Below are 26,820 nucleotides of genomic sequence, written 5' to 3'. Positions count from 1 at the left end.
CCTGTACACCAGCGTGGATGACCGCAGCGGACCGGGAGCAGGGTATTCGAGCGGCGGGCAAGTACATCAAGGGCGGCGCTTCGAATACATCAGGACCGACGCAGGAAACGACTGGCAGAGCTGGTTTTGCGGAAATCTGCCTGGAATTCGTTCCGGAGTCTATATTCGCCGGAATTTTTCAGGCTGCTGAAAACCCCAATCCTCGGGCGGCGGGATCGGAGCCATTGTCCATCTCTGACGGGGAGGAAGGCAGGGGCTGTCGAGCCTTGGCCGTCCTGATATGGGCCTGGTTCTCTCGAAGCTGCGGCGAGGGGCAACGAGGGAACCAGGTAAGCCCGAAAGGGGCTATGGGTGAACCGAGGCGGGCAGCCCGGTCGGCCTCGCGGTGGGTGTCGTACTTCTGGAAACGAGCATTTCCGGGCACGGGCTGCCGGGGTGGCTTCTGGAAACACGCATTGCAGGGGCCGCGCCCCCGGGGGGAGCCCCCCTGGGGGCGCGGGAGGGGTCAGACCCCGAACGCGGCGGGGTAGCCGATGGTGCCGGTCGGGACGGGGCGGGCACCGTCCAGGGCCATGGCCATCATGGCCTCGTCGGGAACCTCGAAGGGCGCCCGGATACCGAAGCGGGAGGCCGGGGTGAAGCCGAACCGCGGGTAGTAGTCGGCATGGCCCAGGACGAGGACGAGGTTCTCGCCCATGGCCCGGGCGGCGCCCAGGGCCGCGCGAATCGCGGCCGAACCGGCCCCGGTGCGCTGGGCGGAGGGCACCACCGCGCACGGGGCCAGGGCGAGGGCGGGCTCGCCGTCGACGTGGCAGCGGCTGAGCAGTGCGTACCCGACCGGAGTGCCCTCAGCGGTCGTGGTGACCATCGACAACCCCTCGATCCACGCCCGGGGGTCGGCGCGCAGGGCGTCGACGATGTCGGCCTCGGCGGCGGCGGGGAAGGCCGCCAGGAGGATGTCGCGGATGGCGGGGATGTCGTCGGTGGCCTCGGGGCGGGTGGTCCAGGTGGTCATGGTTCCGTTCTCGGTGTCGTCGTGGGGGCGGAGCAGGTAGGTGGCGTAGTCGTAGTCGCTGCCGTACCGGCGCCGCATGTCGATCTCTGCCCGGTGCGCGGCCAGTGCCTCCGGCATGCCGGGGTACTGCGGGTCCGCTCGGGTGATGCGCTGGGTGAGGGGCGTGTAGTACTCGTCCCACCAGTCGCTCTCGGGCAGCGGCCAGTGCGCGAGCACCTCATAGCCGGCCGCCCGCGCGGCGGCGGCGTTGGCGGAGTGGGTGCGCAGCGGGTAGGCCGCCGCCCAGTAGGCGCGCGCCGCAGCGGCTGGGTCGGGCCCGGTCCATTCGATCTCGGTGAGGGCCAGGACGCCGTCGGGAGCCAGCAGGCGTCGCCAGGAGCGCAGGGCACGGTCGAAGCCGATGGTGTACACCGACCCCTCGGCCCAGATCAGGTCGAAGCTGTGATCGGGGACGGGCAGCGTGTCCATCGAGCAGTTGAGGACCCTGACCTGCTCGCCCAGGCCCCGGCGGGCCGACTCGGCAGCGAGGCTGTCCAGGAACGGCTGGTGCAGGTCGACCGCGAGCACGCGGGCGCCGGCCTCTTCGGCGAGCAGCAGGGCGGCGCGGCCGGGGCCGCAGCCCGCGTCGAGCACCCGCGGGCGCTCGGGCAGAGGACCGGCCGCCTTGAGCAGGCGGCGCGTGGTGGCGTCCGACCCCGGGCCCTGCCGGGGCAGGTCGTGGTGCAGGGACAGGAGCGCCTGCGTCACCGGGTCGTCGCCGGCGCCCTGGTGGGTGTTGTCGGTGTCCTTCACTGCTGGCGCTCCCGGAACCGGTAGGTGGCACGCAGGTGCCGGGTGATGTCCTTCTTGTCGGCTTCGCGGCCGGCGCGCAACCGCGCGTCGGTGCGGGAGGCGGCGTAGGCGTTCTCCCGGAGCAGCCGGTGGTAGCTGTCCAGACGGCGGTGGGGGATCTCTCCCGCCTCGACGGCTGCCAGCACCGCGCAGCCCGGTTCACTCGTGTGGGAGCAGTCGGCGAACCGGCACTCCTGGGCGAGGTGTTCGATCTCGGCGAAGGTCTGTTCCAGGCCGCCCTGGGCGTCGTGCAGGCCGATCGCCCGCAGGCCGGGGGTGTCCAGCAGCACGCCCCCGCCGGGCAGCGGGAGCAGCTCCCGCCAGGACGTGGTGTGCCGTCCCTTGCCGTCCGCCTCGCGCACGGCGCCGGTGGCCAGCAGGTCCTGGCCCAGCAGCCGGTTGCCCAGGGTGGACTTGCCCGCCCCGGAGGGGCCGAGCAGCACGATGGTGCCGTCGAGGACGGCGGTCAGGACGTCCAGGCCCTGCCCGGTCCGGGCACTGGTGACCAGCACGTCCACACCGGCGGCCACCTGTGACACCTGTTCCTGCACCGAGGGCAGGTCCGCGCACGCGTCTGCCTTGGTCAGGACCACGACCGGTTGTGCGCCGCTTTCCCATGCCAGGGCGAGCATGCGTTCGGTGCGGCCGTGCTTGAGCGGTGCGGCCAGGGAGACCGTCACCACGACGGTGTCGACGTTGGCGGCCAGGAGCTGGCCGTGCGAGGTCCGTGAGGCCGAGGCGCGCACCAGGGTGGTGCGCCGCTCCAGGACCTCGTGCAGGACCGGTGCGGCGCCGGTGAGGGGACGCAGGGCCGCCCAGTCGCCGGTGCACGGTGCCGTCAGCGGATCGCTCTGGTCCGCGGCGCCGGGGAGGTCCGCGCGGACGGTTCCGGTGTCGGTGACGGCTTCGCACGAGCCGCGGTCGGCCCGGACGATGCGGGCCGGGATCAGCCCGTCGGCGCGACGGGGGGCGAAGGCGCGCTCGCACGCCTGGTCCCAGCCGTAGTCCGCCAGGGAGTACGGCTGAGCATGATGCGAAAGGGATGGAGACAACGTAGAGACCCTAGAAAAGGGGCCCCGATGAGCACGGAGTACCGCCTCCTGTGAGCCGTCAGGGCTCCGACAGGGGGATCAGCGTCAGGTCAGACCGGGGCCCGGGACGTGAGGATGGTCCAACGGGCGCTGCACAGGGCAGCAGCCTTCACCGCAGACATCAACTCACCTCCCATTTCTGGTCCCGCAGCCGACCGGGTTGTCTCTGCGCCGGTAATGGTAGCACGAAGGCGAGAAGCCCCGGCCTGTCGCGCGGGGACCTGCCTGACCGGGCCATCACACGGGGTCACCGCGAGGCGGAGTCGGTCGACCGAGGAGCTCGGCAGTCGTAGGCCAACCGGTCGCCCGGCCCCGGCCGCAGAACCGCGTAGCTCGTCGCGGGTTGTCTGCGGTCAATCCTGCGGTGCCGCCACAGCGAGGAGACCACGCCCCGCTGACCTGTGCGAAGAGCGCTTGGCGCACGATCCTGCTCTGCTGTTCCCCACGCCCCGACCCGTCCGGCCCCACACTCGAAGGCGTGTGGGGCCGGTGGCGTTCTGGACGTGTGTCCGAGGGGAGTCCGCAGGTCACACCTGTGACCCGCAGAGCGGTTCGGTGCAGCGCAGGGTACTGCGTCTGGGCGTCGAAGTCGGACCCGCTCATGAAGCTGGGCACCGACTCCCCCTGTCCCCACAGCATGTGCGGGCGATCCCGCTCGTCCAGGGCCAGGGCGGTCAGGGCCGGTTCCCCCTCCGCCAGCTCCAGCAGCGGGACCCTCGTTGCAGACCAGGTGGACCCCGGTCTGCCCTCCCGCGACTGCCGAGGGGGCTGGCAACACGGCCGGAAGCTGACCGGTACGGGGGTCACGGCCGGGAGGCCCCGGCCCGGCACGGCCGTGAGGGGAGCGCCTACGGGGCTGTGCCTGTGCCGCGGCCGGGGCGGGGCCGGTTACAGGGGTTCCAGGGCGGCGGAGGTCATCACCGCCGCGAACATGACGCACACCAGGGCCAGGAGCAGCGTGCCCACGATGCGGGTGCCGCGGCGCGTACGGCGCCCCTTCAATACCAGCATCATGTACAGGAACGACACCGGCAGGGCGGCGTGGAGCAGGTACAGGGCGATGGACAGCAGCGGCCCGTCCCAGGGGTGCGCGCCGTTGGCCGTGGCCATGTACGCACCCATGACGAGGACGAAGGCGCCGCCTCCCAGAACGAGGACCCCGAGGACCCAGAGGGGGAACGCGAGCCAGGGGTGACGGTCCAGGAAGGCGGCCGGTTCGGTGTATGCCATGCGCCCAGTCTGGCCAGGGGCGCGGCCACGCACATGAGTAGCCGTACCCGGGTGCCGCGGCCCTCTGCCTCTGCGGAGCCGGGCGTGCGGTCCGCGTGAGGCGACGCGTCTACGCGCCGGGCCCGCGCGGGCACGCAGGCGGTGGCAGAGGCGGCTGTCCCCTGCGGAGCGGCGGGCGTGGTGCCCCGCGTCCGGTCCACCGCGGGCTCAGGAGCAGTTCTCCTCGCACAGCCAGACCGGCTCACCGTCCACGTCGACGCATCCCCGTTCGGTGACCCGCCGGAGCACTTCGGTCAGGCCGGCCGGTCGATGACGTCGTGGAGGTAGCGGACGGCAAGCCGTTCGGCGGTGCGGCGGTGGTCGAGGGCGGCTCCGGTGTCGTCGCGCCAGCGTCGGTAGAGGTCGACCGTGGCGAGGATGGCCCGGCCGGCCTCGTGGGCGTCGTGACCGCAGAGTGTCGCCCGCAGCTCCCGGGCCTCGTCCGGTGCGACGGATTCGAGGTGGCGGACGCCGCGGGACGGCGCTCCCGCTCGCTGCGCGGCCAACGGGCCCAGCACGGCATCGCGCAGGTAGCCGAGAAAGCCGATGACCTCGAACAACTCTCCGCGGCCGAGCTTCGCGGCACCGTAGTGCACCCATATCCAGAACCGGTCCTCGATCCACTGGAGGTCGAGCGGATCGGTCGCGAGCGGGTGCGCCGCGAGGACGTCGGCCAGGTCGCCGTTCCGGTCCCACAGGATGGCGGGGTCCTCGACGCGCTCGGCGAAGTCGCGGACCCGCACGAACTTGAAGTCGACATGGAGAAGAGGCGGGCCGACCAGAGTGATGATCAGACGGGGTTCGCCGACGTGCTCCCCGGTGAATCCCGCCACGAGGTCGGTCCACGAGCCGATCAGAGCGAGGCGTTCGGCCATGACGGAATCGAACGCCTCGTCCTCGACGGCCACGACCAGATCGACGTCGGAGTAGATGTCGGACAGTCCTCCCGCGATCGACCCCGCGACGGCCACGCCGGCAATTCTCGGCTCCTGCCGCATCCCGGGAAGCACATCGTCGAGGAAGCGGCGGTGCGGGGAGGGCATGTCCATGGAGTTCCTTCCTGCGCGAACAAAGTTTTCGAACGTATCACACCGTTCGGCAGGGGTTTCGCAGGCGGTATCCGGTGAGCACCGCCGGGCCACGACGGCCGGCACCGTTGCGGCGCTTCAGGCGCCCGGCCTCACTTCGGGGCGGTTCTCGGCGAGCCCCCAGGCGTCCGCCAGTGTGCTCCGGATATGTTCTCCAGGCGGGACAGGGAAGCGAAGCCCGGCGCGGCCACGTGGACCTCCCACCCGGAGTCGGGATCGACCTCGACGATTTCCGCGAGCGCGCCGTCGCCCAGGAAGATCCTGCAGCCCGGCACCGGCCACTTCCAGGCGCCGAACGCGACTTCTTCCATGGGGGAGAGGATCTCCGGCAACGCTTCGTCGGGAACCGCGGGCGCCCACGTCCTGGCGGCGGCGGCGAAGGCGGCTTCTCTGACGGTGTTGTGGACGAGAAAGTCCGCGAGCCGTTCCGGGTTCCTCTCCACGGGGTCGTATTCCTCGGCATCGAAGACGCTGTCCGGCTCGTCCGGGTCGATGCACCAGCGCCAGTCGGCCGTCGAGTCCACCATGAAAACGGCCTTGCCGTCGGCGGTAAGAATTTTCTCGGGTGGAATCATCGACGTCGTGTGGGTGAGCCGGGTGTCCCACCGGCGGGCCAGAGTGTGCCAGTCCTTCAGCGGACCGGGGAGCCAGTCGCAGGAATCGGGAAGCGGTGCCGCGCGTCTGCTGGGCGCGCCGTACCAGGTGTGCAGGAACTCGGTCAGGTCGATGGTCCCGGGATCGATCACACGGTCATTCTCCTGTGGGAGTCGACGGTTCATGGCGTCGTGCCGAGAGCGCAGATCACGGGGTTGACCGTGGACATGGGGCGGATGCCCCCTCCCCGGGCGGGAGCGGGGCCGCAGACAGCGGTGCGCGGGCGGCCGCCGTCCGGGCGCTCACTGCATCAGCTCGGTGTGCGGGTGCTCCGGGTCCGCCGGGCAGATGTAGAGCTGCTGTCTGTAGCCGCTGGCGATCTGGACCGCGGTCGGCATCCTCGGGTCGGGGCAACCGGGGCGTTGGGACGACACAGCGGTCAGGTCCTCGTGCGGAACCCAGGTCTGGTCTCTGCTGTCCCATTCGAACGTGGCGACCGTCAGGAGCGGATCCATCCCGGTGCCGCAGGCGGGGCAGAACCGGGAAACGGGGTCCGTGGGGCCCCATGGCGCCCATCCGCCGACCTTCCAGCCGGGAGCCACGGACAACTCGTCCTGGTAGAACTCCTCCGGGGCGGGCGCGTAGGAGCTGTCCGGGGCGGCGCCGGCCGCCTCCCACGTGTTCCACCGTCCCAACAGCTCCTGCAGGTCCTTGCCCAACTCCAGGAGATGGGGGTACTCGGTGACCTGCTCCGGCTCGATCAGGCACGGCTCGGGCAGGTAGCCCGGGTACTGCACCGCCGCCGGTTCCGGGGGTGCGGTGCGGACGCCGGTGACCGCGGCCGAGGACCGCCAGACCAGCGCGGTCCTGGGCATGAACGTGTCCGGTGGGTGGTCGAAGGGGCACCACAGCACCTGGAGCAGGTCCGACCCCGCCGGGGCGGGCAGGTCGGGCACGTCGCGCGCGTACAGTTGCGCGAGCGGCAGCATCGCCACCGAACCGTGGTGCGGCGCGATCGGTGGGCTCGTGAGCGGATAGGCCCGGGACTCCAGCTGCCCGAGGGTCTTCTGCTCCTGCGGGGTCCTGTTCCTGCCGCGCACGGCGGCGCGTAGCCGTTCCAGCCTCAGGTCCACCAGGGACATGTCCACCGCGAAGCCTCGCTCGTGGGGGCCGTCGCAGTGCGGCCACGGCTCGGCGGTCGGCCACAGCAGCGGACCGCCGATCGAACTGTCGCGGACGGACGGTGATCCGGGGCGGGGGTGCAACCGGGTCGTGGTGCGCGCCAGCGGCGCCAGCCGGGGGACGACAGCGGTGATGTCGACCGGTCGCGGGGGTGTGGTGCGGGGCATGCCGGCTCTCTGTGGGACAGGTCGGTCCCGGAGGCCGGCCCACTGGCGGTTCCGGCGTTTCGGACGACGACTGCGCTGGACGGCGGTCGGGTTGTTCCGCCGGAGGGCCTGACAGTAGCGGCCACCGGTGACAAGGCCCGGGGCGGTGTCCTGCTGATCACGCGTTGCGTGCAGGCACACCCCGCTTCCGACCACCCTGACCGCGGAGCTGCTCATCCCTGCCCGCGCCCGGAGCCGGTCGAGAAGGAGGGCTCCTCCGCCGTTGCGGTGCGGTTCCCCGGAGTGCTTCCAGAAGCGCCGTTGGCCGTCTCTCGGCCTGGTCCGACCGGATGCCTGGCCCCGGGCCGTGACTTCGGGGGAGCGCTCAGGCAGGCGCGATCCGCATGATCGCGCTGTCACCGCTCACGTCCACCACCTCCAGGACGAGGTCGTTGAGGCCGACCTGCGCGCCGGGTCCGCCGGTCGCCTGTCCCGTGGCCGCGCCGCCGGGGCCGAACGTTCCTTGCAGACTGCTGTCGCAGGGCGCGGAGTCACTGTTCTGGCAGCCGAAGGACACCTCGCCCGCGGTGCTGGTCATCGTGAACGCCAACGACCCGTCCGTGATCGAGTCGATCGTGAGGGTGTCGATGGCGAACTCCGGGTCGAGGTCGACCTCTGCCGGTGCGGTCACCTCCACCTCGCAGTCGCCGTCGGAGCAGGCGGCCAGATCGGTGCCGTCGGACGGTGCGACCGGGGAGGGGGAAGCCGACGGGGAGGTGGAGGGGCTGGTCGGGGGCGTTGACGGGACGCCGGCCGACGGGACCTCTTCAGGGGGCTGAGCCGGCCCGCCGCAGCCCGCCAGGGTCAGTACGACCGCGGACGCACAGAGGGCGGATAAGGCGACCGAGCGGGACGGAACGGGTGCTTTCGGTGATGTCATGGAGCCATTGTTCCCGTGCACCCTGACCTCTGACAGGAGAATCGGTGAACCGGCAGGGGTGCGTTTGGTCGGGGCCGGAGGGTCCTGGCGTGTGTGTCGAAGGTGGATCACATCGTCGTGGCGAGTTTAACGAGGTGCCCGGCTGTGCCGGCGGGATCGACGAGCTGGTGGAGGTGCGCGCCGGGCAGGTGCGCCACGCGCCGGCCGCGTTCACGCGCCTTGGCGGCAAGGCCGTCGTAGGCAGGGCTGAACTGCAAGTAGGAACAGGGATGGTCGTCCCAGGACTCGGGAACCGGGATGTGCTGCTCGTAGTAGGACAGCGGCAGGGTGGGCTGCTCCTCGGTGACGGTCCGCCGCACCAGCGGATCGGGGAACATGGGTGCGATGTCCGCCTCGTCCCACCAGTCGGTCCAGCGTGGCAGCCTGCCGTTCGCAGCCATCGGGCGGAGGAACTCCAGCACCTCGGGCGGGGCGACGGGTATCGGCCCGATCCGTGCCGGCAGTGCGGCATCGACGAAGACCGAACTGGCCACCGGGTGGTCGAGGCTCGAGCGGATCACCGGGAGGAACAAGCCTGCGTTGCTGTGTGCCACCAGAGTGACGGGACTGCCGGCCGGGGCCTGCCGCAGGTCGTCGCGGACGGCCTCCGCGATCCGGGGCCAGAAGGGCGGAGCACCGGCGCCGATGTGCAGGAGGGACGGCACCCGCACCCGGTAGCCCGCCGCCGTCAGGCGTTCGGCCACAGGTTGCCAGGTGGAGGGACCCACGGACGGGCTGTGCACGAGAACGAAGAGCGGCTGCATGCGACGATCCTGTCGCCTGTGCCATGGGAACCGCGACCGTGTCGGCCGACAGCAGAACGCCTGGTTCCGGCCAAGCCCGTGTCCGGCCGTTCACAGCCATGCGTCGACGGCCGGGACAAGGACGGCCGCCTCGTATCGGACCGCGGCCCGTCGTAGAGCGTGGCAACCGCGCGGTGCCTCTCGAGGCGGTCGGTTCCGCGCTCGACCGCATGGCGCTCGCGGTGGTCGACCGGGTCGAGACGCGGCGGCCGGCCGCCGCGGGAGCCGAGTTTCCCGCGGTTGCGCGCCTGGCCGGCCTTGCTCAGGGGAGCGCCTCGGGGATCGGTGTCGGGCCGTCGTAGAAGTTCACGGTCTGCCGGATGCCGGCGTTCGCGGTGATGACGTGGGTGATCACTTCGGCGACGTTGTCCCGGGAGGTGCGGCCCTCGTCGCCCGGCTGCCGGCCGTCGATCGTGCCGTCGGCGTCCGCGAGCCGGATCTTCCCCGTCGCCGGTTCGAGGGTGAGGTTCCCGGGGCCGAGGATCGTGAAGTCCAGTTCGGTCCCCCTCAGGTGCGCGTCGGCGTCGTGCTTGGCCTTCGCGTAGGCGTAGAAGGGGTTGTCCGGGTCGATCCTGTCCACATCGACCCCGGCTCCCGCGTAGGACACGATGACGAAGCGCCTCACGCCCGCCTTCTCGGCGGCCCTCATCGCGCGGACGGCCGCCTCGTGGTCGACCCTGGCGGTGCGCGCGGGGTCGCCCCCACCCGCGCCGGCGGCGAACACCACGGCCCGCGCGCCGTCGAAGGCTTCCGTGAGCGCCTCGACGTCCGCCCGCTCGATGTCGAGCACGACGGGGTTGCCTCCCGCGGCTTCGACATCGCCGCTCTGGGCGGGGTCCCGGATGACCGAGTCGACGGAATAGCCCGCGCTCGTGAGCTTGGGTGCGGTGAGCAGGGCGACCTTGCCGTGGCCGCCGAGGACGACCACGCGCTCGGCATCCGACATGAGCGCCTCCTTGTGTACCGGTTGCGAGGCCGGACGGTCCCGACCGGCGGCTCCTGGTGCCACAAGGTATCTGCTCCCCGGTTCCCTCCCTCCGGACCATCCTGGAGCAGGGCGAAGTGATCCGTAAGTTTTACGGGCGGGCCGTCCGGTGACGCCGACGAGCGGGCGGGGAGCGGCCCGGTGCGCTCCCCGTACCCGCTCGTCCGCGTAGGCCATGGCCCCGGTGTCAGCCGTGCTGCGCGGGTTCCAGGAGGAGGACCGGGATCTGCCGGTCGGTCCGGGCCTGGTCCCCGCCGTAACCGGGGAACGCCTCGACGGCATGCTCCCACCACAGGGCCCCGCGTGTCGGGGCCGGTGGGGTCAGGCGGGGATCACCCGCTCCTCGCGCAAGGTGTCGAACAGGTCGGTGAAGCAGGTGAGGGTGTCGGCGTAGTCGGTGAACCCGGCGCTGCGGCTGCGGGTCATGTCGGTGAAGCACTCGAGGGGACGGTTGAGGTCGCTGTCGGTGTGCCACCAGGACGCCACCCGGGTCAGGTCGGCCTCCACCAGGCCCTCGCGTTCCGCCAACAGGCGCCATGCGTCGGCTTTCCCGGCCATCTGCTCCTCCAGCGGGCGCGGGCGGTCGGCGTAACCCCGGGGTTCGACGCCGAGCCGCTCCGCGATGCGGGGCCACATCCAGCGCCAGCGGAAGACGTCTCCGTTGGCGGTGTTGTAGGCCTGGCTGGGAAGGCCGTCGGCGGTGGCGGCCCAGAGCATCTGGCGGGCGAGGAGGCCGGCGTCCGTCATGTCCGTGACACCGTTCCACTGCACCTCGTTGCCGGGGAAGACGAAGGGCCGTCCTTCGGCGCGGCACAGGGCCGCCTGAGCGGCCAGCGTCTGTCCGATGTTCATGGCGTTGCCGAGTGCGTGGCCGATGACGGTGTGCGAGCGGTGGACGCTCCAGGAGAACCGGTGGCGCTCGGCGGCCTCCCACAGTTCGTCTTCCTGGGCGTAGTAGAAGTTCGGGGTGTCCAGGCGGGGTTCGTCCTCGTGGAAGGGGGTGTCCCGCGTCGCGCCGGTGCCGTAGGCCTCGAACGGGCCCAGGTAGTGCTTGAGGCCGGTGACCAGCGCCACGTGCCGCAGCTGCCCGGACGGGCCCACCGCGTTCATGACGTTGCGGACCATGGCGGAGTTGACGGTGATGTTCTGCGCCTCGGTCGTCTGGCGGCTCCACGCCGTGAAGAAGACGTGTGTGGGCTCCAGTCCGGCCAGGGCCGCCCGGACGGACCCGGGATCGGTCAGATCGGCGCGCAGGGCCTCGACCCCGTCGCGGGGCGCGGTGGTCCGGCGGGAGAGGCTGGCGGTGTGCCACCCCTGCGCGACCAGTTCCCGGCACAGGGCCCGGCCGGCGATCCCGGTGCCGCCCACGACCAGGGCGCGACGCTGAGAGTTGCTTGCTGTGTTCATGTGTCTCCTTGCTTTCTCCGGCACGGGCGGACGGTGTCGGGATGCCCGTGCGCGGCAGATCGTCGTGGCTTCCGCGGGCCCGGCGGCCCCGCCCGGCCGGGGCGGCCGACGAGTGCCGAGGGCCCGGTGCGGCTTCGCCGGCGTGCGCGGGCGGCGCTGTCGTCGCTGCTCAGGGCCGGGCCGGGGCGGACGCGTGCTGCTGGGCCCAGGCCTGGTGCCACTGCTCCGGCGGCGTCTCGGAGACGAGCTCCAGGCCGGGGACCGGTTGGGCGCGCCCCTCGCGCAGGTCGGCGAGGAGTCGCTCGGCCTCCAGGGAGGGGTAGTCGAGGTAGCCGTGGTCGTCGCCGCCGTAGAAGGTCGCCCGGTCGGCCTCGTTCAGCGCGGCGCCGCGCTCCAGGCGCTCGGGCAGGTCGGGGTTGGCGATGAAGGCCCGTCCGAAGGCCACGGCATCGGCGGTCCCCCCGCCCACGGCGGCAAGGGCCCGCTCCCGGTCGTAGCCACCGGTCGCGATCACGCGCCCCGGGTAGCGCTTGCGGACCCAGGCGCTGTCGATGCCGTCGGCCGGCCGCTGCGCGGAGTCGTCGCCGAAGACGCCCGGCTCGACCAGGTGCAGGTAGGCCGGGTCGCGCTCGGCGAGTGCCTCCAGGACGTAGGCGAACAGCGCGATCGGATCGGAGTCGGTCATGTCCTGGAAGGTGCTGCTCGGGGACAGGCGCACGCCTACCCGGTCCGCGCCGACCGCGTCGATCAGTGCGTCGAGGGCCTCCAGCAACAGCCGCGCACGGTTCTCGATGCTGCCGCCGTAGCGGTCCGTGCGGTGGTTGGAGCCGTCCTGGAGGAACTGGTCGATCAGGTAGCCGTTGGCGGCGTGCAGCTCCACGCCGTCGAACCCGGCCGCCCGAGCGTTGCGCGCCGCCTGCCCGTACCGGGCGGCGATCGCGGGGATCTCCTCGGTCTCCAGGGTGCGGGGCCTCACATGGGGGGTGCGGCCATCGCGGGCGAAGGTGAGGCCGGTGATCGCGAGGGGGGAGGGGCCGACGGGGTCCTTGCCGCCGGGCTGGAGGCTGGGGTGCGAGGCGCGCCCGGTGTGCCACAGCTGTGTGACGATGACCGCTCCGGCGTCGTGGACCGCCTCGGTGACCGGCTTCCACGCCTGGACCTGCTCGTCGTTCCAGAGGCCGGGGATGTCGGGGTTGCCGACGGCCTCGGGGGAGATGGCGGTGCCTTCGGAGACGATGAGCCCGGCCGAGGCCCGCTGGGCGTAGTAGAGCTTGGCGGAGGGGCCCGGACGGCCGTCCGGCAGGGCTCGGCTGCGGGTCAGCGGCGGCATGACGATGCGGTTGGACAGCGACAGCGCGCCGAGTCGGACGGGGTCGAACAGGGTGGTGCGGTCGTGCAGCATGGTCTTCTCTCCGGGGCAGGGGCGAACGGGCTGGTCAGGCGGGGTCGCCGCCAGATTCCCCGAAGATAAACCTTGACGTTGACGTGAATGTCAAGCAATGGGGGATGGGTACTCTCCTCGCATGAAGCATTGCATAGAGTAGTCAGAGTGCGGGGGGCGGTACACTCTGACGTGTACGTGAATGTCAACCTTCGGGCAGTGGACGGGGGACCGGCCGGTGAAGATCGGTGAGCTGGCGCGCCGCACCGGCGTGACCACCAGGACCCTGCGCTACTACGAGGAGCAGGGGCTGCTGCACCCGGAGCGGGAGAGCAACGGCTACCGCTCCTACCCCGAGTCCTCCGTGACACGGGTGGAGCAGGTGCGCGACCTTCTCGCCGCCGGCCTGTCCACCCGCGTCATCCGGGTCGTCGTCCCCTGCTTCGAAGGCTCCGGGTCCCAGCTCCGGCCGCAGGTGGACGGCGAACTGGCCGCCAACCTGGCCCGCGAGGTCGAGCAGATGGACGCCCGTATCGACGCCCTGACCCGCAACCGCGACGCCGTCCGCCGCTTCCTGCGCGGCGCCACCCCTCCGGGGCCCGACCGGCACTCCGCATCGGCATGAACCCTTCGCGTGCCCGCCGCCCCCGTGGGGGCGGCCGGACGCACGGTACGGGTCCGCTGTCAGGAGCAGGAGCGGACCGGGACGGCGCCGACGACGGCCCACGGCCCGGCAAGGGGGTTTCCCCTCGATGCCGTAGGGCGTCCCGGGGTTCATGACTGCGCCCTGACCGGTCGCAGGGCGTCGCACCGGTCGCAGTCGCAGTGGCAGTGGCAGTGGCAGTGGCGGGAGGGGCGGGGAGCGTACCGGCGCCCGCCGACAGCGGTCCTCGGCCTCACGTGAGACCGAGGGCGCCCAGGGACACGACGGCCGACGTGGTGAGCAGGCCGAGGACGATGTGCTCGTAGCGGGTGTGGCCGAAGCGGTGGAAGGCCCGGGTGCCCGCCGCCTGACCCAGGAGCGCGGCGCCTACGAGCGGCAGCCACAGGGGGTAGACCTCCCAGGCGCCCGTGAACAGGAGCGCCGCGACGCTGAGGGGCAGGCGCACCAGGGAGAGGGCGACGAGGGTGTCGCGCATGGTGTGCGGGGTCAGGCCCCGGTGGACGAGGTAGTAGACGCTGGGCGGTCCCCCGAGGGACGTCGAGGTGCTCAACGCCCCGGACAGGAGGCCCGCCGGGGCCGCCCAGACCGGGTTCAGGACGGCGCCGTCCTCGCGCGAGAGGACCCTCAGGACCACCGCCGCGATGACCACGCACGCGACGAACACCTGGAGCCCGAGCGCGGGCAGCGCCGTGAGCAGCCAGGCCCCGAGGAGCATCCCCGGGGCCGACCACAGCGCGAGGGCGCACGTCTCGCGCACCGCCGGCCGCGGCACGTCCCGTCGCATCGCCAGGATGGCGATGTCGCAGGCGGTACCGGTGATCATGATGGTCGAGACGGCCTGGGGGCCGCCCAGCGCCGCCGTGAGCAGCGGGGCGCTGAGCAGCGCGAAGCCGAACCCGGACAGGGACTGGACGGCGGCGCTGAACAGGATCAGCGCGAACAGCCCCGCGAACAGGGCGGCGTCATCGGGAGGGGGCACCTGTGCTCCGCTCGTATCCGCAGTCGGCCAGCAGGTCCCCCGCGACGCTCTCGTACTGTGCCGTCCTCGTGTGGCCGAGTTCGCGTCGGAAGCGGCCCACGGAGTTCTGTGTGAGCCGCGCCTTGGTCTTCTCGGCGGCGGGGTGGGACCACGGGTTCCGGTGGAGGGGGTGCTCCAGCTCGTGGTGGCGGACCATGCGCGCCGACCACGCGATGCCCAGGAAGTCGCACATCCGGCGGGTGACCGCCTCGGGGGAGGCGACGAGGTCCTCGTAGCGCACCTCGAGGTAGCGGCCGGACGGGGCCCGGTGGCGCGCGAAGGAGATGATCTCCACCCAGTCCCGGGCCGCGGTCTCGACGTCCTTGTGGCCCCAGTCGGGCACCGTGTGGAGGTGGGAGGTGATGACGTCCCTGCCGTCGCGGACGATGTGGATGAACCGCGCCCGCGGCCAGATCCTGGCGAACTCGTCCACGTCCCTGATCTTGCGCTGCAGCTTGATGCCCCACGTCCGCGCGCCCTGCGCGCGTGCGCGGGCCTCGCTGAGGACCCTGATCAGCTCGCACCGCTGCGGGAGCGTGACGAGGTTGCCCCCGTCCCTGTCGAGCCGGGCGCGGATCGCCCCGGCCAGCTCGGCGTAGCCGATGCCGAACCGTTCGCACTGCTTGACGAAATGGGCCGCGTCGTACCAGTACGGATCCCCGCTGGAGGTGCCGGGGCCGACCGCGCGCGGGTCGCGCGACCGGACCAGCTCGATCGCCTCCAGGACGTGCGTGCCGAGGTTGGGGGGCTCGACGAAGTCGAGTTCGGGACCCACGCACAGGTCGGGGTGGGAGTTGAGGACGATGCTGAGCAGCGTGGTGCCGGAGCGGTTCTCACCGCCGAGCAGGACGGGGTTCATCGGAGCGCTCCCTTCTCACGGGCGGGTTTCACCTGTGCGGCGACCTTGGCTGTCCACCACAGGTCCGCCACCGAGGGGGTGGCGCGGAAGGCGTCGGCGCAGAAGTCGGCGAACGGCTGCCAGAGTGCGTCGTCGGGGGTCTCGAAGGGGCTCGCGTGGCCGGTCGCGGCCGTCCCCTCCGCGAGCGTGCGGGCCGTGCGGACGGCGAGGGCCACATGGTCGTCGGTCACCCCGGCCCCGGGCAGGACCGTCCCTCCGCTCCCCAGGAAGAGTCCGGCGTCGAGCATCGTCCGGTAGAAGCCGCCGGCGAGGTCGCCGGTGGCGAAGACCAGGTGGAGGATCCCGTCGTCCCACGCCGCGCACGCCGGGTAGCCGGTGGCGGAGAACACCTCGTTGAGCCCGGCGCCCAGGGACGCGGTGGTCCGGTGCACCCGTGCCGTCTCCTCGGCCAGGAGGTCGATGCTCTCCAGCGCCACGACGAACGGCGTCGTCTCGCGCAGGTAGGTGTTCCCGAGGTCGGTGGCCTCGTGGGCGCCGGCGACCCGGGGGCCGAGCAGCACGGCCGAGAGGGCGGTGCCGTTCGCGAGCCCCTTGCTGAGCACGGTGATGTCGGGCCTGGGGTCCAGGCGCGCCGTCAGCCCGCCCGGGCCGACGCGGAACCCCGTCATCACCTCGTCCAGGACGGCGACGCCGCCGAACCCGTGCGTGATCGAGATGAGCTCCTCCAGGTGCCCCGTCGGCATGACGTCGTGCTCGGGGGAGACGACGACGGCCGCGAGGTCGTCGGCGTACTCGCGGCAGAGCGCGAGCAGCTGGTCGGCGTCGTAGCCGAAGTGGTGCACCCGGGGGTCGTACGCGTGCTGCCGGGCGTCGCCCTGGTACTGCAGCTGCCAGTCGTGCCATCCGTGGTACCCGCTGGTGAGGACGGTGTTCTTGCCGGTCGCCGCCCGTGCCAGGCGCACCGCTGCCGAGGTCGCGCAGGAGCCGGTCCGCATGAAGGCGACCCTCTCGCTGTGCGGGAACAGGTCCAGCAGCCGTAGCGCGAGGTCGACGCGGATCCTGCTCATGGTCCCGGGGAGGATGCCGCCGCCGTCGGCGAGGTGCCGGGTGACGGCATCCACGATCCTGGGGTGCCCCATGCCGAGGGGGGCGGCGCCGGTGCACGAGGTGAAGTCGACGTAGGACCTGCCCTCGGCGTCGGTGAACGTCGCGCCCCGGCCCCGTTCCAGCAGCAGCGGGTTCTTGCGGTCCATGTCCCGCGTCCGGGTGCAGGTGGTGTCGAGTGCTTGCTGTATTCCGTCCAAGGGGTCCTCCTAGGAGTGCTGTGCGAGCTGCCTGCTGATGCGCAGCGCGTTGGCGATCACTGTCATCGTCGGGTTGGCGGCGGCCGCGTACGGGAAGTAGGCGGAGTCGGCGACATAGACGTTGTCGCACTGGTGCAGCCGTCCCTCGGGGCCGACCACCGAGGTCCTGGGGTCCGTGCCCGCGCGGCAGCCGCCCGCCAGGTGCGCCATGCCCGTGGCGTTGAACTCCTCCTGGGCACGGACGCCGCGTCCGATGCGTGCGAGGGTGTCGACCGCGATCGAGCGGAGGGAGCGCAGCCGTCGCAGGTCGGACCGGTGGGTCCTGTGCCGGATCACGACGTTGGGCCCGTCGGCGGAGGAGGGGGCCGGCGCCACGGAGTTCTCGGCCATCGGCGTCTCCGACACGACGAAGTGCAGACGGATCGTGTCGGGCCGGTCGGAGGCCGACGCCTCGTAGAGGAAGCCGCCGCATCCGCCCCCGGGCAGCCGGTGGTAGAAGTCCGTGGTCGCGGTGGTGCTGAACAGGGTGGGGCTCTCCCGCAGCTGTGCCGAGGCAGGGGCCCGCACGTCGGCGTACCCGGTGAGCTTGAACTGGATGCCCCGTCCCACCTGGTCGTTCCCGTTGGCCAGTCCGTGCGGGTGGAGGCGGCTGGTGGAGCGCAGGAGCAGGGCGCAGCTGTTGAGCGCGCCGGCCGCGATGACGAAGTGCCGGGCCCTGATGGTCGCGTGCCGGCCCCTGACCGTGTCCAGGCACTCGACCGCGCTGACCCGGCCGCTCGGGTCGACCCGGAGGGCCTCGGCGGTGACCGCGTGGGCGAGGCGCAGCCGGTGCTCGGAGCCGGATCCCAGCACGAGCGGGAGCACCGAGGCCTTCGCGCCCGTCCGGCAGAGCGTCTCGTTGCAGGGACCGCACCGGGTGCAGGCGGGGCGTCGGGCGAAAGGACGGGAGTTGACCCCGAGCGGTGTGGGGAAGTGTCCGATCCCGAGTTCGTCGAACGCCTCGTTGATGAGCTCGGCCCGTGCGCTGGGCGGATGCGGTGGCAGGAGGGGCGCGCACGAGGGCGGCTCGGTGGGGTCGAGGCCGGTGGTGCGCGCGATCCCGAAGCGCCGCTCGACCTCGTCGTAGTACGGGCGCAGGTCCTCGTATCCGATGGGCCAGCGCGGGTCGGCCGAGGCGTGTGCGAACGCCGCGGACCTGTCGAAGTCCTGTGCGCGGTAGCGGACCAGGATCCCCGCGTACCGCTCCATGCCGCCGCCGGGACCGCGCAGGGTCCACGGGTTGGCCGGATGGACGCCGTGGTCGCTGACGAGCACGCTGTCGGTCGTCGCGGCGCGCAGTTCGCTGTAGGAGCTCTCGGGCGAGGCCGCTCCGGCTTCCAGGAGCAGCGTCTCCCCGCGCCTGGAGAGCTCGTGAGCGGCGATGAGGCCTGCAGGCCCTCCGCCGATGACGCAGTAGTCGTAGTCGGGGCTTCGTGGGATCTGACTGAGCTGGACGAAATGCTTCACTGGCTCGGTGTCCCGTGCTGGGGCGTGGTTGGCCGGAGGCCATGGTCGGGTGAGGGGCCTCGGATGACCGCGTGATTCCGACTGGTTCTCGTTCGACGTGAAAGGGAGTAGCGAATCTGGAGCGAATTCTTCCGGCTGGGGAACCGGGTTCCGGGGCGCTCGGTACGTTGGAGGGAATGGGGTCTGCCGGCACTCCAGGGCCGTTCGGTCTGTTCACTGCTCGTTCTCGGTCATCGGCGAGAAGCCCCCCGCGGAACATTAGTTCCCTCAATCGCCCCAGTCAATAGCAGTCCCTTATTCGTTGATTTACCCGAATTAGTGTTGGTGTGGGTCTTTATCGTTCCTTTGTGGGGGTGTTCCGGGCGAGGAGGTGGACAGATACTTCTGTCCTGCGGGTGATAGCGGTCCTCGACGCGGTCGTGCACACTCGTGGGAGTGTGCTGTGGTCCGTGGGATTCCCTGTGCGGCCGCGGGAACATATCCGCCCGCGGGAAAGGGGTGGTGTTTCCTTTCTGTTTCCACTCGCGACGAAGACCGGTGTGCTCCTTCGGTGGGAGTGGCGGCAGTGGTATCCGTCATTTTTCACGGAATCCCTTTCGTGCCGGTTCTGCGCGCGGTGGTTTCCGTCGGCCGGCGTGTGGCGGAACGGCGGATCGGTGCGCCGAACCGCTCTTCCGCCTTGCCGGCGAATGTTTCTCCGTGCGAGGACCCGTGTATCCGCGCACCGGGTTGTCTCGGGAGGGAGGGCCCCGCGCACATCGACCCTGTCCGCCGCGGCACGGCGCCCGGAGCCGTCGGTCCGACACCGCTTCCCCGGGAGGCACGGCGCCCGAGGGCACGCCGTGGGAGCCCGGCCGGGGGCCGGTGTGCGGCTCCGGACCCGCCCGGCCACGGCGTCGTGCCGTGCCTTCCTCACCCCGTGCGGGCGTGCCGGGCCGCGTCCGTGACGTCGCGCACGCTCCTGTGGCCGGAGGCGTCCACGAGCAGGCTCCGCGCCAGCCGCAGGGCCGCGCGTTCACAGGCCGCCCTCGCCCCGGGGTCGGTGATGCCGGTCAGGTCGGCGGGACGGGCGAAGCCGATCAGGCGCCTCATGAGCTCGGCTCCGCAGAAACCGACGGAGTCGCAGAGGACCCGGTCCAGATAGGCGCCGCGTTCGGCCTCCAGGGCGGCGGCCCCGCGGGCGTCGGCGAAGAGCGCGGCGGGGTAGGAGTCGCCGCGGCCCGACGAGCGCCACAGGGCGAGGAAGCGCTCGCGGAAGACGTCCCAGGTCTGCTCCACCTGGTCCAACAGCCAGGCCTGCTGTTCGTCCTCGGGGGGAGAGGGCGTTCCGCGGCGGCCGTCCGCGGCGAAGTAGGCGATGAGCAGGTGCGCCAGGAACCCGCCCACGTCGAAGCCCATGGGGCCGAAGCACGCGAACTCGTGGTCGAAGACCCGGCTCCCGGTCGCGCCCACCATGACCGAGCCGGTGTGCAGGTCACCGTGCAGCAGCGCCTGTCTGCTGGTGAGGTAGCGGTCCTTGAGGCGGGCGGCGGCGATCAGGACGCAGGTGTCGGCCCGGACGGCGGCCACCTCCGCGTCCAGTTCGGGAGAGGTCCAGCTGTTGCGGTGGAAGTCGCGGTAGATCTCCGTGAAGACCATGTCCTCCATGATTCGGCACATCTCGGTGTTGAGCTCGAACTCCGCGACCAGGGCGCGTTTGTCCGCGGCGGGCAGGGCCAGGTCCGAGGTGGCGAAGAGCGTGCGGGCCAGGTAGTCGCCGACCTGCTCGCCCAGCCCCGGGTGGAGGGCCCCTCGGCCCAGGCGGTGGCGCAGGACGGTGTGGTCCTCCACGTACTCCATGACGAGCAGGTGGCGGTCGCGGTCCAGGTGCAGGGGGGCGGGCAGCGCCCCGGGGGCCGCCCGCCCGTGCTCCTCCAGGGCGCGGTACTCGTGGACGACGCGTTCGGGGGTCAGCGGCCAGGACTCGCCCGCCACGCGCACGTAGGGCGGGGCCTGTTTGACGCACACCGAGCCGGAGGGGCCCAGGACCCGGTACACGAAGTTGACGTTGCCGTCGCCGACCTCCTCGACCCGCCAGTCGCCGGCCCCTCCGCCGAGCCTCGCCCGCGGCAGGGGGAGCGTCTCCAGGTACGCGGTCAGGGCACGGTCGGCGAACGCGGTGCGTCCGGGCGGGGCTGGATCGGTGTTCTCCACGGCGGCTCCTCCGGTCGTGTGCTTCCTGTCAGGGTGCGTTCAGCGGGCGCCCGAGTCGCGGTACCACTCCGGGAGGGGCAGGGCGAAGTGTTCGCGAAGAACGGCCTCCGCGCTGTCGAGGGTTCCCTCGACGGACCCCGGGTCATGGGTCCAGCAGTCGCCGACCACGTGCACGCGCTCGCGTGCGGCCGGCTGACCCATGCGCCGTGCCAGGGCGCGCGGGTCGTGACCGGGGCGCCTCGTGTGCCAGGCGCCGCTGCTCCAGTCCCGCCAGCAGGCTGCGAGGGGCGGTTCGAGGGAGGGCAGGCCGTGGACGTGTCGGAGCAGGGCGTGGGCGCGGGCGACCACGGCGGCGCCCGGCGCCGGAGCGTCGCCCGCGGAGGGGAAGGCGTGGTCCCCCGCCGGGCCCTCGCCGATCCTGCCGCTGAGCCACTGCCCCACCGAGGGGCCGCTGGGATAGGCGGCGAGCATCGGAGCGGGCGACGGGTGCGGATCGCCGCCGGGGGGTTGGCAGGTGCTTCCGTACCAGAGCTGGCGCAGGGGGGCGTCGGTGGTGCTCCTTCCCCGGCTCAGGCCCAGATCCCGCCACCACGGGCGCCGGTAGAGGTGGAAGAGCTTGAGGGCGGGGACGGCCTCGACCGCGGCCAGGTCGGCGGACAGGTGCGCGCCCACGGGCAGGCCGGTGAGGTCGAGAGCGCCCAGCGGCCCGGGAGGGAGGGCCAGTACGACGGCGTCGGCGCACACGCGGACGTGGCCGGGCAGGAGGCGCCCCCGCGTGTCCGACCGCCGGAAGAGGAGCCGGTGGCGTCGCCGCCCGGAGCCCTCGCCGGGAGCGCCCCCGCGCTCGACCCGCACCAGCCGGTGGCCGAGGCGGGTAACGCCGCCGGCCTGCGTGAAACGTTCGTGCAGGGCCCGCGGCAGGCTCTCCATGCCCCGCCGCAGACAGACGTACTCGGCGTCGGGCGGGGTCCGGTAGAGCAGGTCGAGCTGCGCGGTCGCGCCCTCGCCCCCTGCGGACACGTCGTAGCCGCCCGCGTCGTGCACGAAGGCCACGGCGTCGCCGCTCAGGACGGCCCGCAGGGCGTCGGACCAGGTCGCCTCCTCCAGGGGGCGGTTGTGCAGCCGCCCCGTACGGCACCGCGATCTGAAGTCCGCCAGCGCGCGGTCGGCGACCGACCGGTCCCCTCGCGCGCGTGCCTCGTGGTGGGTGCGGCGGCTCTCCGTGAACCCCGGCACCAGGGTCTGCGCCACCCTGTCGGCCAGGGCCCCCGGCGCCAGCCCGCGTTCGGCCGGGCGCAGCCGGTAGGGGAGGGCGGCACCGGCCAGGTCCCCCTGCCGCGTCCTGCTCCCCCTCAGGTGGAACAGGTTCTCCGGCCGTCCGAACTCGAACGGCACCAGGTCCGCGCCCAACCCCAGGTCCTCGACGAGCCCCAGGACCCGGCGCAGGCCCGTGTGCAGCCGCATGGCGCCCAGGTCGGCCCAGGCCCCGGACGGGCCGGGAAGCCGGACGGAGTGCATTCTTCCGCCGATCCTGTGGTCGTTCTCGAAAAGGCCGATTCTGCTCCCTCTCCTCGCCTCGGCCAACCTGTTCGCGACGTGGCATCCGGCGAGGCCGGCACCGACGACCGCTACATCCAGATATTCCACATCGGAATCCTCTTCCCCTGAAACCACAGAACCAACACCTGCACTTCCGCCCCACAGTACTCTTGCCAGCCGAAGACACCGCACGCATACTGAGGGAATAATATGCTGTTCATATTTTCTTGAGACCGGGGAGCTGCATGATCTTCCGTCCGCAGGTACTTCAGGAGACCTCGAACGCTTACGACCAGTTCTCCGAGTACTTCCGCGACATCAGATCATTCTTCGAGGTCCTCAGCGTCCGGTTCTCCCTCCCCGAATACGGGACCCGGCTCACCCCCGTGGCGGGAAAAGCGCTGTTCTCCAACGCCAACAGCTACCTCCTGTCGGACGACAGCGCCTACCCCTACTACCTGTGGCTTCCCAGCTGGCTGGGCCGTTTCTACATCGACGCCGAGCGCATCCCCGAGGGCAGGACCGCCGACGACTGCCGTATCGCCGACGCCGGCCTCGTCGCCTTCGTCTGGCCCTGGCTCGGCTTCGGCGACGCCTACGTACAGAACTCCCCGCACCCGGAATGCTGGTTCGGGGTGACCGACCCGCGTCCACAGAATCCTGATGAGCCGGTGCTCACCACCGCTCAGAACCTCTTCAACCACTTTCGCCTGGAAACCACGTTCGAGGCCGAGCGCGGGGGCTGGCTCACCGGTGGTTTCCATCCCGAACCGAGGATCGGCTGCAACCTGACCGGCACCTGGTACCTGCGCCGTGTCCCCCTGTCGGTTCTCACCGACTACTACCAGGTGGAGAAGAACGTGATACGGCCGCTGGGAGAGAAATTCACGGAGCTGTCCGAAGCCGGGCGGGAAAACACTGCTGCCTTCTCGGCCGGGAAAATGGAGGGGCCCTTCACCGGCAAAGGCGTGAACGGTAATTCGCCGAAATCGGAGATCCCCTGAGGGCGCAGCCCGAATGCCCCGTGAGGCAGCTCCGGGGCCGGTACGGTGTCGCAGGCGTGGCGCACGCTCCGCTGTGAACTCAGCCCGCTGCCGGGCCCGGGGCGGACGTGGCCCGTGGGCAGGGGCTGCTTTCGGTGGTCGGGCGCCCGGTCGGGCGGGAGGACTCAGTCGGGGGCGCGTGTTTCGTCGAGCCGTTCGACGTCGGCTCTGGGGTAGCGGTCGAGTCTGCCGGGGAGCAGGCCGTGGCGTTCGGCGGTGACCTCGAACCTGCCGACGGACCAGCCCAGCAGGTCGGCGGCCTCCTTGCCGGTCAGGCTCGCCTCGATCCAGGCCCGGCGTTGCTCGATGACGGGGGCCAGGCGTTCCTCGGTCAGGGCGTCCAGGTCCCGCAGGGAGTACAGGGCCGAGCCCATGTAGTCGCCGACCGGGGACAGCGTGCCCCGGGCGGCGAGTTCGGCGACGTCGTCCCTGGTGACGGTCAGGCCGGTGCGCGCGGCCACGCGGTCGGCGGCCTTCTGCGAGCCCAGGCCGGGGTGGTCGCCGATCTCGCGCGCGACGTCGGCGGCGATCTCGGGCAGGGCCTCGGCGACGTGCTGGGACCAGCGGCGCCCGTCGATGTCGGGAGGTGGGATGAGGCCGCGCTGCGCGGCCCTCTTGACCTGCCATTCCTTCAGGCCCATGAGCCGGGCGAGTTGGAGGGACCCGTAGCTGCCGCGTCGGCCGGGTGTCTTCTTCTTGGGAAGAGGGGTCGGTTCCGGTGCGGGGGAGCTCGCGGGTGTGGGGTCGGCGGCCAGGTCGGCGAGGATGGCCCCGGTGCGTTCGGGCAGGGTCTTGGCGAGGGCTTCGGACCACTTGCGGTCGTCGATGTCGGGGGGCGGTACGAGGCCGCGGTGCAGGGCGCGGCGGAGTTGGTCGTGGTCCAGTCCCAGCCAGCGGGCGAGTTGGACCGGTCCGAATTCCCTGGGGCGACTCATGTGGTGGGGGTGCTCCTCGTCTGCGGCAGGGGGGCAGAGCGGTTCGCCGTCCATGATGCCCGGGGGCGGTGACAGGGGACGAAGAGTACCCAGGAGTGCTGGTGGCCGAGGGCTCCCCTCGGCTGTGGAATGTCGGTCGGGCGGGGTGCCGCCGTGCGCGGAAGCTCCTCTTTCCTGCTCCTGGACATGCTTGGCGGCAACCGCGGACTGCCCGCGCCCGATGGGACTGTCATCGGTTCACCCCGACCCGTCTCCCACAGATTCTCTGCTGATCTCCTGGGGAACGGCTGTGTACAGGGTCTTTGCGACCGCGATCATGGCCTCACGCTCCCGCCGCGGACGGGGGCCGGGCGGCAGGTCCATCAGAGCGGGCCCGAAAAGGGCGAAGAACTGATCGGCGTCGTCGATGCCGTCCGGCAGTTCGATGAACCACCGGTAGCCGCAGGGCTGGGAGGGCACCCGCGCATCGGTGAGGTAGTCGTGGATGCCACCGTCCACGGCCGACCGGTCGCCTCGTGTCCGCTCCTCGACTCTGACAGTGCGCTCGCCTTTGCTCTCATAGACCACGTGCACGGGTTCGGGGGGACGCACGTCCAGGCATCGGACCATGTGCTCGGGGCCGACAGCCCAGGCGAACAAGGTATGCCAACCGGACTCGGGGACCTCGAAGAACCTCCGTCCATCGCCCGTTCCGCCATCGGCCGGCGGTTCCGCGACGATCGGGACCGCCGACCATGAACGCTCGTGCATCAGAGCACTCTCCTCGACCTCGCAGCGGTCTGCCGTCTTCTGCCTGGGGGAACGGGCAGGAATCGCCCCCGCCATGATCGGAGGGCAGTGGAAAACGCGTTTCCAACGAACGTATGTCCGTGGAACCATAGGCCCCGGGCCATGCATATTCCTTCACGGTGCATCGTACTGGAGAGCGTCTTCCATGCGGTCGCCGATGATCTTCCGGTATCCCGGAACTGCGCATCATGGAAATGTTTCCTACCGAGGGCGGATGAAGTGGACAGCGAGCCGGACCGGATCGATCTCCTCCTGGGGTCTCAGTGATCGAGAAGACACCGAACATGAAGAGCCTCATGCTCTCGATCCGGGTGGCGTCCTGGAGCGGAGAACGCCAACTGGACTGGATCAGGCGCACGGGGTGCGCTGAGGACGAGATCGTGCTGCAGCTGGAAGACTTCTACATCGCTGTGAAAAGTCACGTCACGTATGACGAGGAGGAAGAGTTCCCCGACTTCCTTGATGAAGGGATCCGGGAGGTCCTCGACCTCTTCACGAGACTGATCGACGTCGATCCGGAACTGTGGAGCCCCGAGTCCATGGTTTCCGCCAGGCAGTGGGACGTGGTGAGAGAGAGGGCTCGGCGCCTCCTGGTGGAAATAAGGGGTTCTTCGTGGTCGTCTTTCCTGGATGAGTGATCTCGTCTCAGACCGGGGTCGGCGAGCTGGAAAGAAGTGATCGTCCTCGCGTCCGAGGGAGTGGTGATGGCCGAGCAGGCTGTTCGCTTGTCAGATGTGTGCGAGGTGTGCGGTCGCGCTCGTGAAGTCTGGGTGGTTCAACTGGTCAGAAGCGGCAGGCTCCGCTGGGAGGTCGAGCGAGAGTGTGCCGGCTGCCAGGTCTCCCATCAGTGGGTGTGGGGGCCGGCCCCTGCCCATGTGCGCGACCTGTTGATCGATCGGCATGGCGTGGAGCACGTGAAAACCGTGGGCGAGGTGCGGAAAAGGGGTGTGCTGCTCAAGGTCTTCAGGGAGGTCTTCGGCGCATCCATTGCCGAGGCCCGAGAATTCGGTCGCGAGGCGACGGGCACCGGATATGAGGGAACACGTGTGGAGGTGCATCTTCTGTCCCGGCTCCTGCGCGAGAGAGGTGTGGAAGTCGAGGTGCGCCCTGGTTCGTGTGGGTGATCCTCGAGCACGGGGAGATACGCGACGACATCCACCACGCGTTCGCCACCCTCGGGTGCGCCGTCATCTGCCGGCGACGACTGCGCACCGCACTTCGTCGGGAGTAAGGGCAGGCGATGCGACCCGGGGGACGGCCTGCTCGATGCGTCAGAACGCACTCACAGCGGTCGGGCCCGCGCAGCCTCACATCCGGGATCTCAGCACGTCGACCTCACAGCCCGGCGCGAAGGGGTCGAAGCCGTGCTCGACCAGCCAGCGAACCCCCAGCAGGCTTCGCAACGACCACCACGCGCGGATCACGTCGCGGTCGGCGTCGGGGCCGTAACCGGCGATGACGTCGTCGAGGTTCTCCTCGTGTCCGAGCGTCAAGGTGGCGAGGTCGAACAGGGCATTGCCCCGGCCCGCCTCGGACCAGTCGATGATGCCGGTGACCTCGTCGCCGTCGACGAAGACGTGGTCGATCTGCAGGTCGCCGTGCGCGAACACCGGAGTCCACGGCCGGAACGCGGCCTCGGCGACCTGGCGGTTGCGGGTGACCAGGTCAGCGGGCAGGACACCGTTCGTCACGAGCAGCTCGCACTCGCGGTCGAGTTCCGCCGCCCACTCGTCGGGACCCCGGCGGCGCCGGCCGGGCCAGGGCGGCAACGGCGCCTCGTGCAACTGCCGGATGACGGCGCCCGCCGCGGCCCACGCCGCCGCCGACGCGGTCGACGGCCCACCGAGGCGGCCGAGCGCCGTCCCCGGGACGGCGGCGATCGCGAGCACGGGCGGCTTGCGCCACAGGACCTGCGGAGTCGGGACCGGCGCGAGGGACATCGCCTCGACCTCGACGTCGATGCGCGCCTGGTCGGCGTCCACCTTCAAGAACACGTCGCCGGCGCGCAGGGTCGCGCGCTCGGAATGGGCGACGACGACTTCGATCTCATCCATGGGCGACCAGTATCCCGGGGATGACCGCCGGCGTCGCCGGGTTTGTCGCGTGCGACGACGCGGCTGGCCACGTCCCGCCACCCGGCGGCCTCGTGCACGGCACCGACCTCCGACCAGGTCAAGCCCACCGCTTCTGTGAGGAGTC

The 26,820-nt window shown here is 71.2% G+C and carries 24 protein-coding genes and 1 pseudogene; 4 read left to right on the top strand and 21 right to left on the bottom strand.

Going from position 1 to position 26,820, the window contains the following annotated elements; genetic code table 11:
- Positions 1–505: 505 nt before the first annotated feature.
- The 12 genes and pseudogenes from OUQ99_RS17770 to OUQ99_RS17715 form a co-directional block, all read right to left on the bottom strand.
- The gene (locus tag OUQ99_RS17770; RefSeq protein WP_267950414.1) at positions 506–1,015 is read right to left on the bottom strand and encodes a GNAT family N-acetyltransferase; all 510 of its coding nucleotides are present in this window, start codon (positions 1,013–1,015) and stop codon (positions 506–508) included.
- A 222-nt stretch (positions 1,016–1,237) separates the two neighbouring features.
- Positions 1,238–1,762 (bottom strand): annotated as a pseudogene (locus OUQ99_RS17765) (SAM-dependent methyltransferase); the annotation flags it as partial.
- 41 nt (positions 1,763–1,803) lie between these two features.
- Positions 1,804–2,898 (bottom strand): ribosome small subunit-dependent GTPase A, encoded by a 1,095-nt coding sequence (gene rsgA, locus OUQ99_RS17760; RefSeq protein ID WP_267944884.1) that lies wholly within the window; start codon positions 2,896–2,898, stop codon positions 1,804–1,806.
- A gap of 927 nt (positions 2,899–3,825) precedes the next feature.
- Complete coding sequence (locus OUQ99_RS17755; protein WP_267944883.1) at positions 3,826–4,167, bottom strand: hypothetical protein; 342 nt, start codon at positions 4,165–4,167, stop codon at positions 3,826–3,828.
- A gap of 293 nt (positions 4,168–4,460) precedes the next feature.
- Entirely contained in the window at positions 4,461–5,255 is a 795-nt protein-coding gene (locus OUQ99_RS17750) for a nucleotidyltransferase domain-containing protein (protein ID WP_267944882.1), read from the bottom strand.
- A gap of 131 nt (positions 5,256–5,386) precedes the next feature.
- On the bottom strand, positions 5,387–6,040 hold the full coding sequence (locus tag OUQ99_RS17745; protein ID WP_267944881.1) for a hypothetical protein: 654 nt from the start codon (positions 6,038–6,040) through the stop codon (positions 5,387–5,389).
- A 150-nt stretch (positions 6,041–6,190) separates the two neighbouring features.
- On the bottom strand, positions 6,191–7,237 hold the full coding sequence (locus OUQ99_RS17740) for a hypothetical protein (protein ID WP_267944880.1): 1,047 nt from the start codon (positions 7,235–7,237) through the stop codon (positions 6,191–6,193).
- A gap of 364 nt (positions 7,238–7,601) precedes the next feature.
- Positions 7,602–8,156, bottom strand: a complete 555-nt coding sequence (locus OUQ99_RS17735) for a hypothetical protein (protein WP_267944879.1) — start codon at positions 8,154–8,156, stop codon at positions 7,602–7,604.
- 107 nt (positions 8,157–8,263) lie between these two features.
- The gene (locus tag OUQ99_RS17730) at positions 8,264–8,959 is read right to left on the bottom strand and encodes an alpha/beta hydrolase (RefSeq protein ID WP_267944878.1); all 696 of its coding nucleotides are present in this window, start codon (positions 8,957–8,959) and stop codon (positions 8,264–8,266) included.
- 301 nt (positions 8,960–9,260) lie between these two features.
- Complete coding sequence (locus OUQ99_RS17725) at positions 9,261–9,944, bottom strand: NAD(P)H-binding protein (protein ID WP_267944877.1); 684 nt, start codon at positions 9,942–9,944, stop codon at positions 9,261–9,263.
- Positions 9,945–10,304: 360 nt separating this feature from the next.
- Positions 10,305–11,390, bottom strand: a complete 1,086-nt coding sequence (locus OUQ99_RS17720; RefSeq protein WP_267944876.1) for an SDR family oxidoreductase — start codon at positions 11,388–11,390, stop codon at positions 10,305–10,307.
- Between the two features lie 169 nt (positions 11,391–11,559).
- Entirely contained in the window at positions 11,560–12,792 is a 1,233-nt protein-coding gene (locus tag OUQ99_RS17715; RefSeq protein WP_267944875.1) for an alkene reductase, read from the bottom strand.
- A 217-nt stretch (positions 12,793–13,009) separates the two neighbouring features.
- On the opposite strand from OUQ99_RS17715, the gene OUQ99_RS17710 reads away from it, so the two are divergent.
- Entirely contained in the window at positions 13,010–13,396 is a 387-nt protein-coding gene (locus OUQ99_RS17710; RefSeq protein ID WP_267944874.1) for a MerR family transcriptional regulator, read from the top strand.
- 271 nt (positions 13,397–13,667) lie between these two features.
- Here OUQ99_RS17710 and OUQ99_RS17705 read toward each other — a convergent pair whose 3' ends face one another.
- From OUQ99_RS17705 to OUQ99_RS17680, 6 genes are all read right to left on the bottom strand, one after another.
- The gene (locus OUQ99_RS17705; RefSeq protein WP_267944873.1) at positions 13,668–14,414 is read right to left on the bottom strand and encodes a sulfite exporter TauE/SafE family protein; all 747 of its coding nucleotides are present in this window, start codon (positions 14,412–14,414) and stop codon (positions 13,668–13,670) included.
- Positions 14,398–15,312, bottom strand: coding sequence for a sulfotransferase family protein (locus tag OUQ99_RS17700; RefSeq protein ID WP_267944872.1), 915 nt, complete (start codon positions 15,310–15,312; stop codon positions 14,398–14,400). The genes OUQ99_RS17705 and OUQ99_RS17700 overlap by 17 nt, the downstream gene beginning before the upstream one ends.
- Positions 15,309–16,616 (bottom strand): aminotransferase class III-fold pyridoxal phosphate-dependent enzyme, encoded by a 1,308-nt coding sequence (locus tag OUQ99_RS17695; protein ID WP_267944871.1) that lies wholly within the window; start codon positions 16,614–16,616, stop codon positions 15,309–15,311. The genes OUQ99_RS17700 and OUQ99_RS17695 overlap by 4 nt, the downstream gene beginning before the upstream one ends.
- A 9-nt stretch (positions 16,617–16,625) precedes the next feature.
- The gene (locus tag OUQ99_RS17690; RefSeq protein WP_267944870.1) at positions 16,626–18,122 is read right to left on the bottom strand and encodes a GMC oxidoreductase; all 1,497 of its coding nucleotides are present in this window, start codon (positions 18,120–18,122) and stop codon (positions 16,626–16,628) included.
- A gap of 912 nt (positions 18,123–19,034) precedes the next feature.
- Positions 19,035–20,315 (bottom strand): S-methyl-5-thioribose kinase, encoded by a 1,281-nt coding sequence (mtnK, locus tag OUQ99_RS17685; protein ID WP_267944869.1) that lies wholly within the window; start codon positions 20,313–20,315, stop codon positions 19,035–19,037.
- Between the two features lie 39 nt (positions 20,316–20,354).
- A complete protein-coding gene (locus tag OUQ99_RS17680; protein WP_267944868.1) occupies positions 20,355–21,962 on the bottom strand; it encodes a flavin monoamine oxidase family protein in 1,608 nt (535 codons plus the stop codon).
- 137 nt (positions 21,963–22,099) lie between these two features.
- Between OUQ99_RS17680 and OUQ99_RS17675 the strand changes: the two genes are divergently transcribed.
- The gene (locus tag OUQ99_RS17675; protein WP_267944867.1) at positions 22,100–22,858 is read left to right on the top strand and encodes a hypothetical protein; all 759 of its coding nucleotides are present in this window, start codon (positions 22,100–22,102) and stop codon (positions 22,856–22,858) included.
- A gap of 164 nt (positions 22,859–23,022) precedes the next feature.
- On the opposite strand, the gene OUQ99_RS17670 is transcribed toward OUQ99_RS17675, so the two are convergent.
- Together OUQ99_RS17670 and OUQ99_RS17665 are read right to left on the bottom strand one after the other, a co-directional pair.
- Positions 23,023–23,832 (bottom strand): hypothetical protein, encoded by an 810-nt coding sequence (locus OUQ99_RS17670; RefSeq protein WP_267944866.1) that lies wholly within the window; start codon positions 23,830–23,832, stop codon positions 23,023–23,025.
- 237 nt (positions 23,833–24,069) lie between these two features.
- On the bottom strand, positions 24,070–24,582 hold the full coding sequence (locus OUQ99_RS17665) for a DUF5956 family protein (RefSeq protein ID WP_267944865.1): 513 nt from the start codon (positions 24,580–24,582) through the stop codon (positions 24,070–24,072).
- Between the two features lie 302 nt (positions 24,583–24,884).
- Here OUQ99_RS17665 and OUQ99_RS17660 point away from each other — a divergent pair, with 302 nt between their 5' ends.
- Both OUQ99_RS17660 and OUQ99_RS17655 read left to right on the top strand, forming a co-directional pair.
- Positions 24,885–25,259, top strand: coding sequence for a hypothetical protein (locus OUQ99_RS17660; protein ID WP_267944864.1), 375 nt, complete (start codon positions 24,885–24,887; stop codon positions 25,257–25,259).
- Positions 25,260–25,325: 66 nt separating this feature from the next.
- Entirely contained in the window at positions 25,326–25,745 is a 420-nt protein-coding gene (locus OUQ99_RS17655) for a hypothetical protein (protein WP_267944863.1), read from the top strand.
- 183 nt (positions 25,746–25,928) lie between these two features.
- Here the strand turns inward: OUQ99_RS17655 and OUQ99_RS17650 are convergent, their stop codons facing one another.
- Complete coding sequence (locus OUQ99_RS17650) at positions 25,929–26,675, bottom strand: phosphotransferase family protein (RefSeq protein ID WP_267944862.1); 747 nt, start codon at positions 26,673–26,675, stop codon at positions 25,929–25,931.
- Positions 26,676–26,820 lie beyond the last annotated feature (145 nt).

Source organism: Streptomonospora nanhaiensis, assembly GCF_026642255.1.
GTDB classification, from domain to species: domain Bacteria; phylum Actinomycetota; class Actinomycetes; order Streptosporangiales; family Streptosporangiaceae; genus Nocardiopsis; species Nocardiopsis tropica.
The sequence above is the reverse complement of the archived record's forward strand: the minus strand, read 5'-3'. Positions and strand labels throughout refer to the sequence as shown.

What these genes read in the sequence shown, in the direction of transcription:
- OUQ99_RS17730 (WP_267944878.1), bottom strand. Translation starts at nt 8,959, where the DNA reads ATGCAGCCGCTCTTCGTTCTCGTGCACAGCCCGTCCGTGGGTCCCTCC.
- OUQ99_RS17750 (WP_267944882.1), bottom strand. Translation starts at nt 5,255, where the DNA reads ATGGACATGCCCTCCCCGCACCGCCGCTTCCTCGACGATGTGCTTCCC.
- OUQ99_RS17650 (WP_267944862.1), bottom strand. Translation starts at nt 26,675, where the DNA reads ATGGATGAGATCGAAGTCGTCGTCGCCCATTCCGAGCGCGCGACCCTG.
- OUQ99_RS17740 (WP_267944880.1), bottom strand. Translation starts at nt 7,237, where the DNA reads ATGCCCCGCACCACACCCCCGCGACCGGTCGACATCACCGCTGTCGTC.
- OUQ99_RS17725 (WP_267944877.1), bottom strand. Translation starts at nt 9,944, where the DNA reads ATGTCGGATGCCGAGCGCGTGGTCGTCCTCGGCGGCCACGGCAAGGTC.
- OUQ99_RS17720 (WP_267944876.1), bottom strand. Translation starts at nt 11,390, where the DNA reads ATGAACACAGCAAGCAACTCTCAGCGTCGCGCCCTGGTCGTGGGCGGC.
- OUQ99_RS17675 (WP_267944867.1), top strand. Translation starts at nt 22,100, where the DNA reads ATGATCTTCCGTCCGCAGGTACTTCAGGAGACCTCGAACGCTTACGAC.
- OUQ99_RS17665 (WP_267944865.1), bottom strand. Translation starts at nt 24,582, where the DNA reads ATGCACGAGCGTTCATGGTCGGCGGTCCCGATCGTCGCGGAACCGCCG.
- OUQ99_RS17755 (WP_267944883.1), bottom strand. Translation starts at nt 4,167, where the DNA reads ATGGCATACACCGAACCGGCCGCCTTCCTGGACCGTCACCCCTGGCTC.
- OUQ99_RS17715 (WP_267944875.1), bottom strand. Translation starts at nt 12,792, where the DNA reads ATGCTGCACGACCGCACCACCCTGTTCGACCCCGTCCGACTCGGCGCG.
- OUQ99_RS17670 (WP_267944866.1), bottom strand. Translation starts at nt 23,832, where the DNA reads ATGAGTCGCCCCAGGGAATTCGGACCGGTCCAACTCGCCCGCTGGCTG.
- OUQ99_RS17770 (WP_267950414.1), bottom strand. Translation starts at nt 1,015, where the DNA reads ATGACCACCTGGACCACCCGCCCCGAGGCCACCGACGACATCCCCGCC.
- OUQ99_RS17735 (WP_267944879.1), bottom strand. Translation starts at nt 8,156, where the DNA reads ATGACATCACCGAAAGCACCCGTTCCGTCCCGCTCGGTCGCCTTATCC.
- OUQ99_RS17655 (WP_267944863.1), top strand. Translation starts at nt 25,326, where the DNA reads ATGGCCGAGCAGGCTGTTCGCTTGTCAGATGTGTGCGAGGTGTGCGGT.
- OUQ99_RS17700 (WP_267944872.1), bottom strand. Translation starts at nt 15,312, where the DNA reads ATGAACCCCGTCCTGCTCGGCGGTGAGAACCGCTCCGGCACCACGCTG.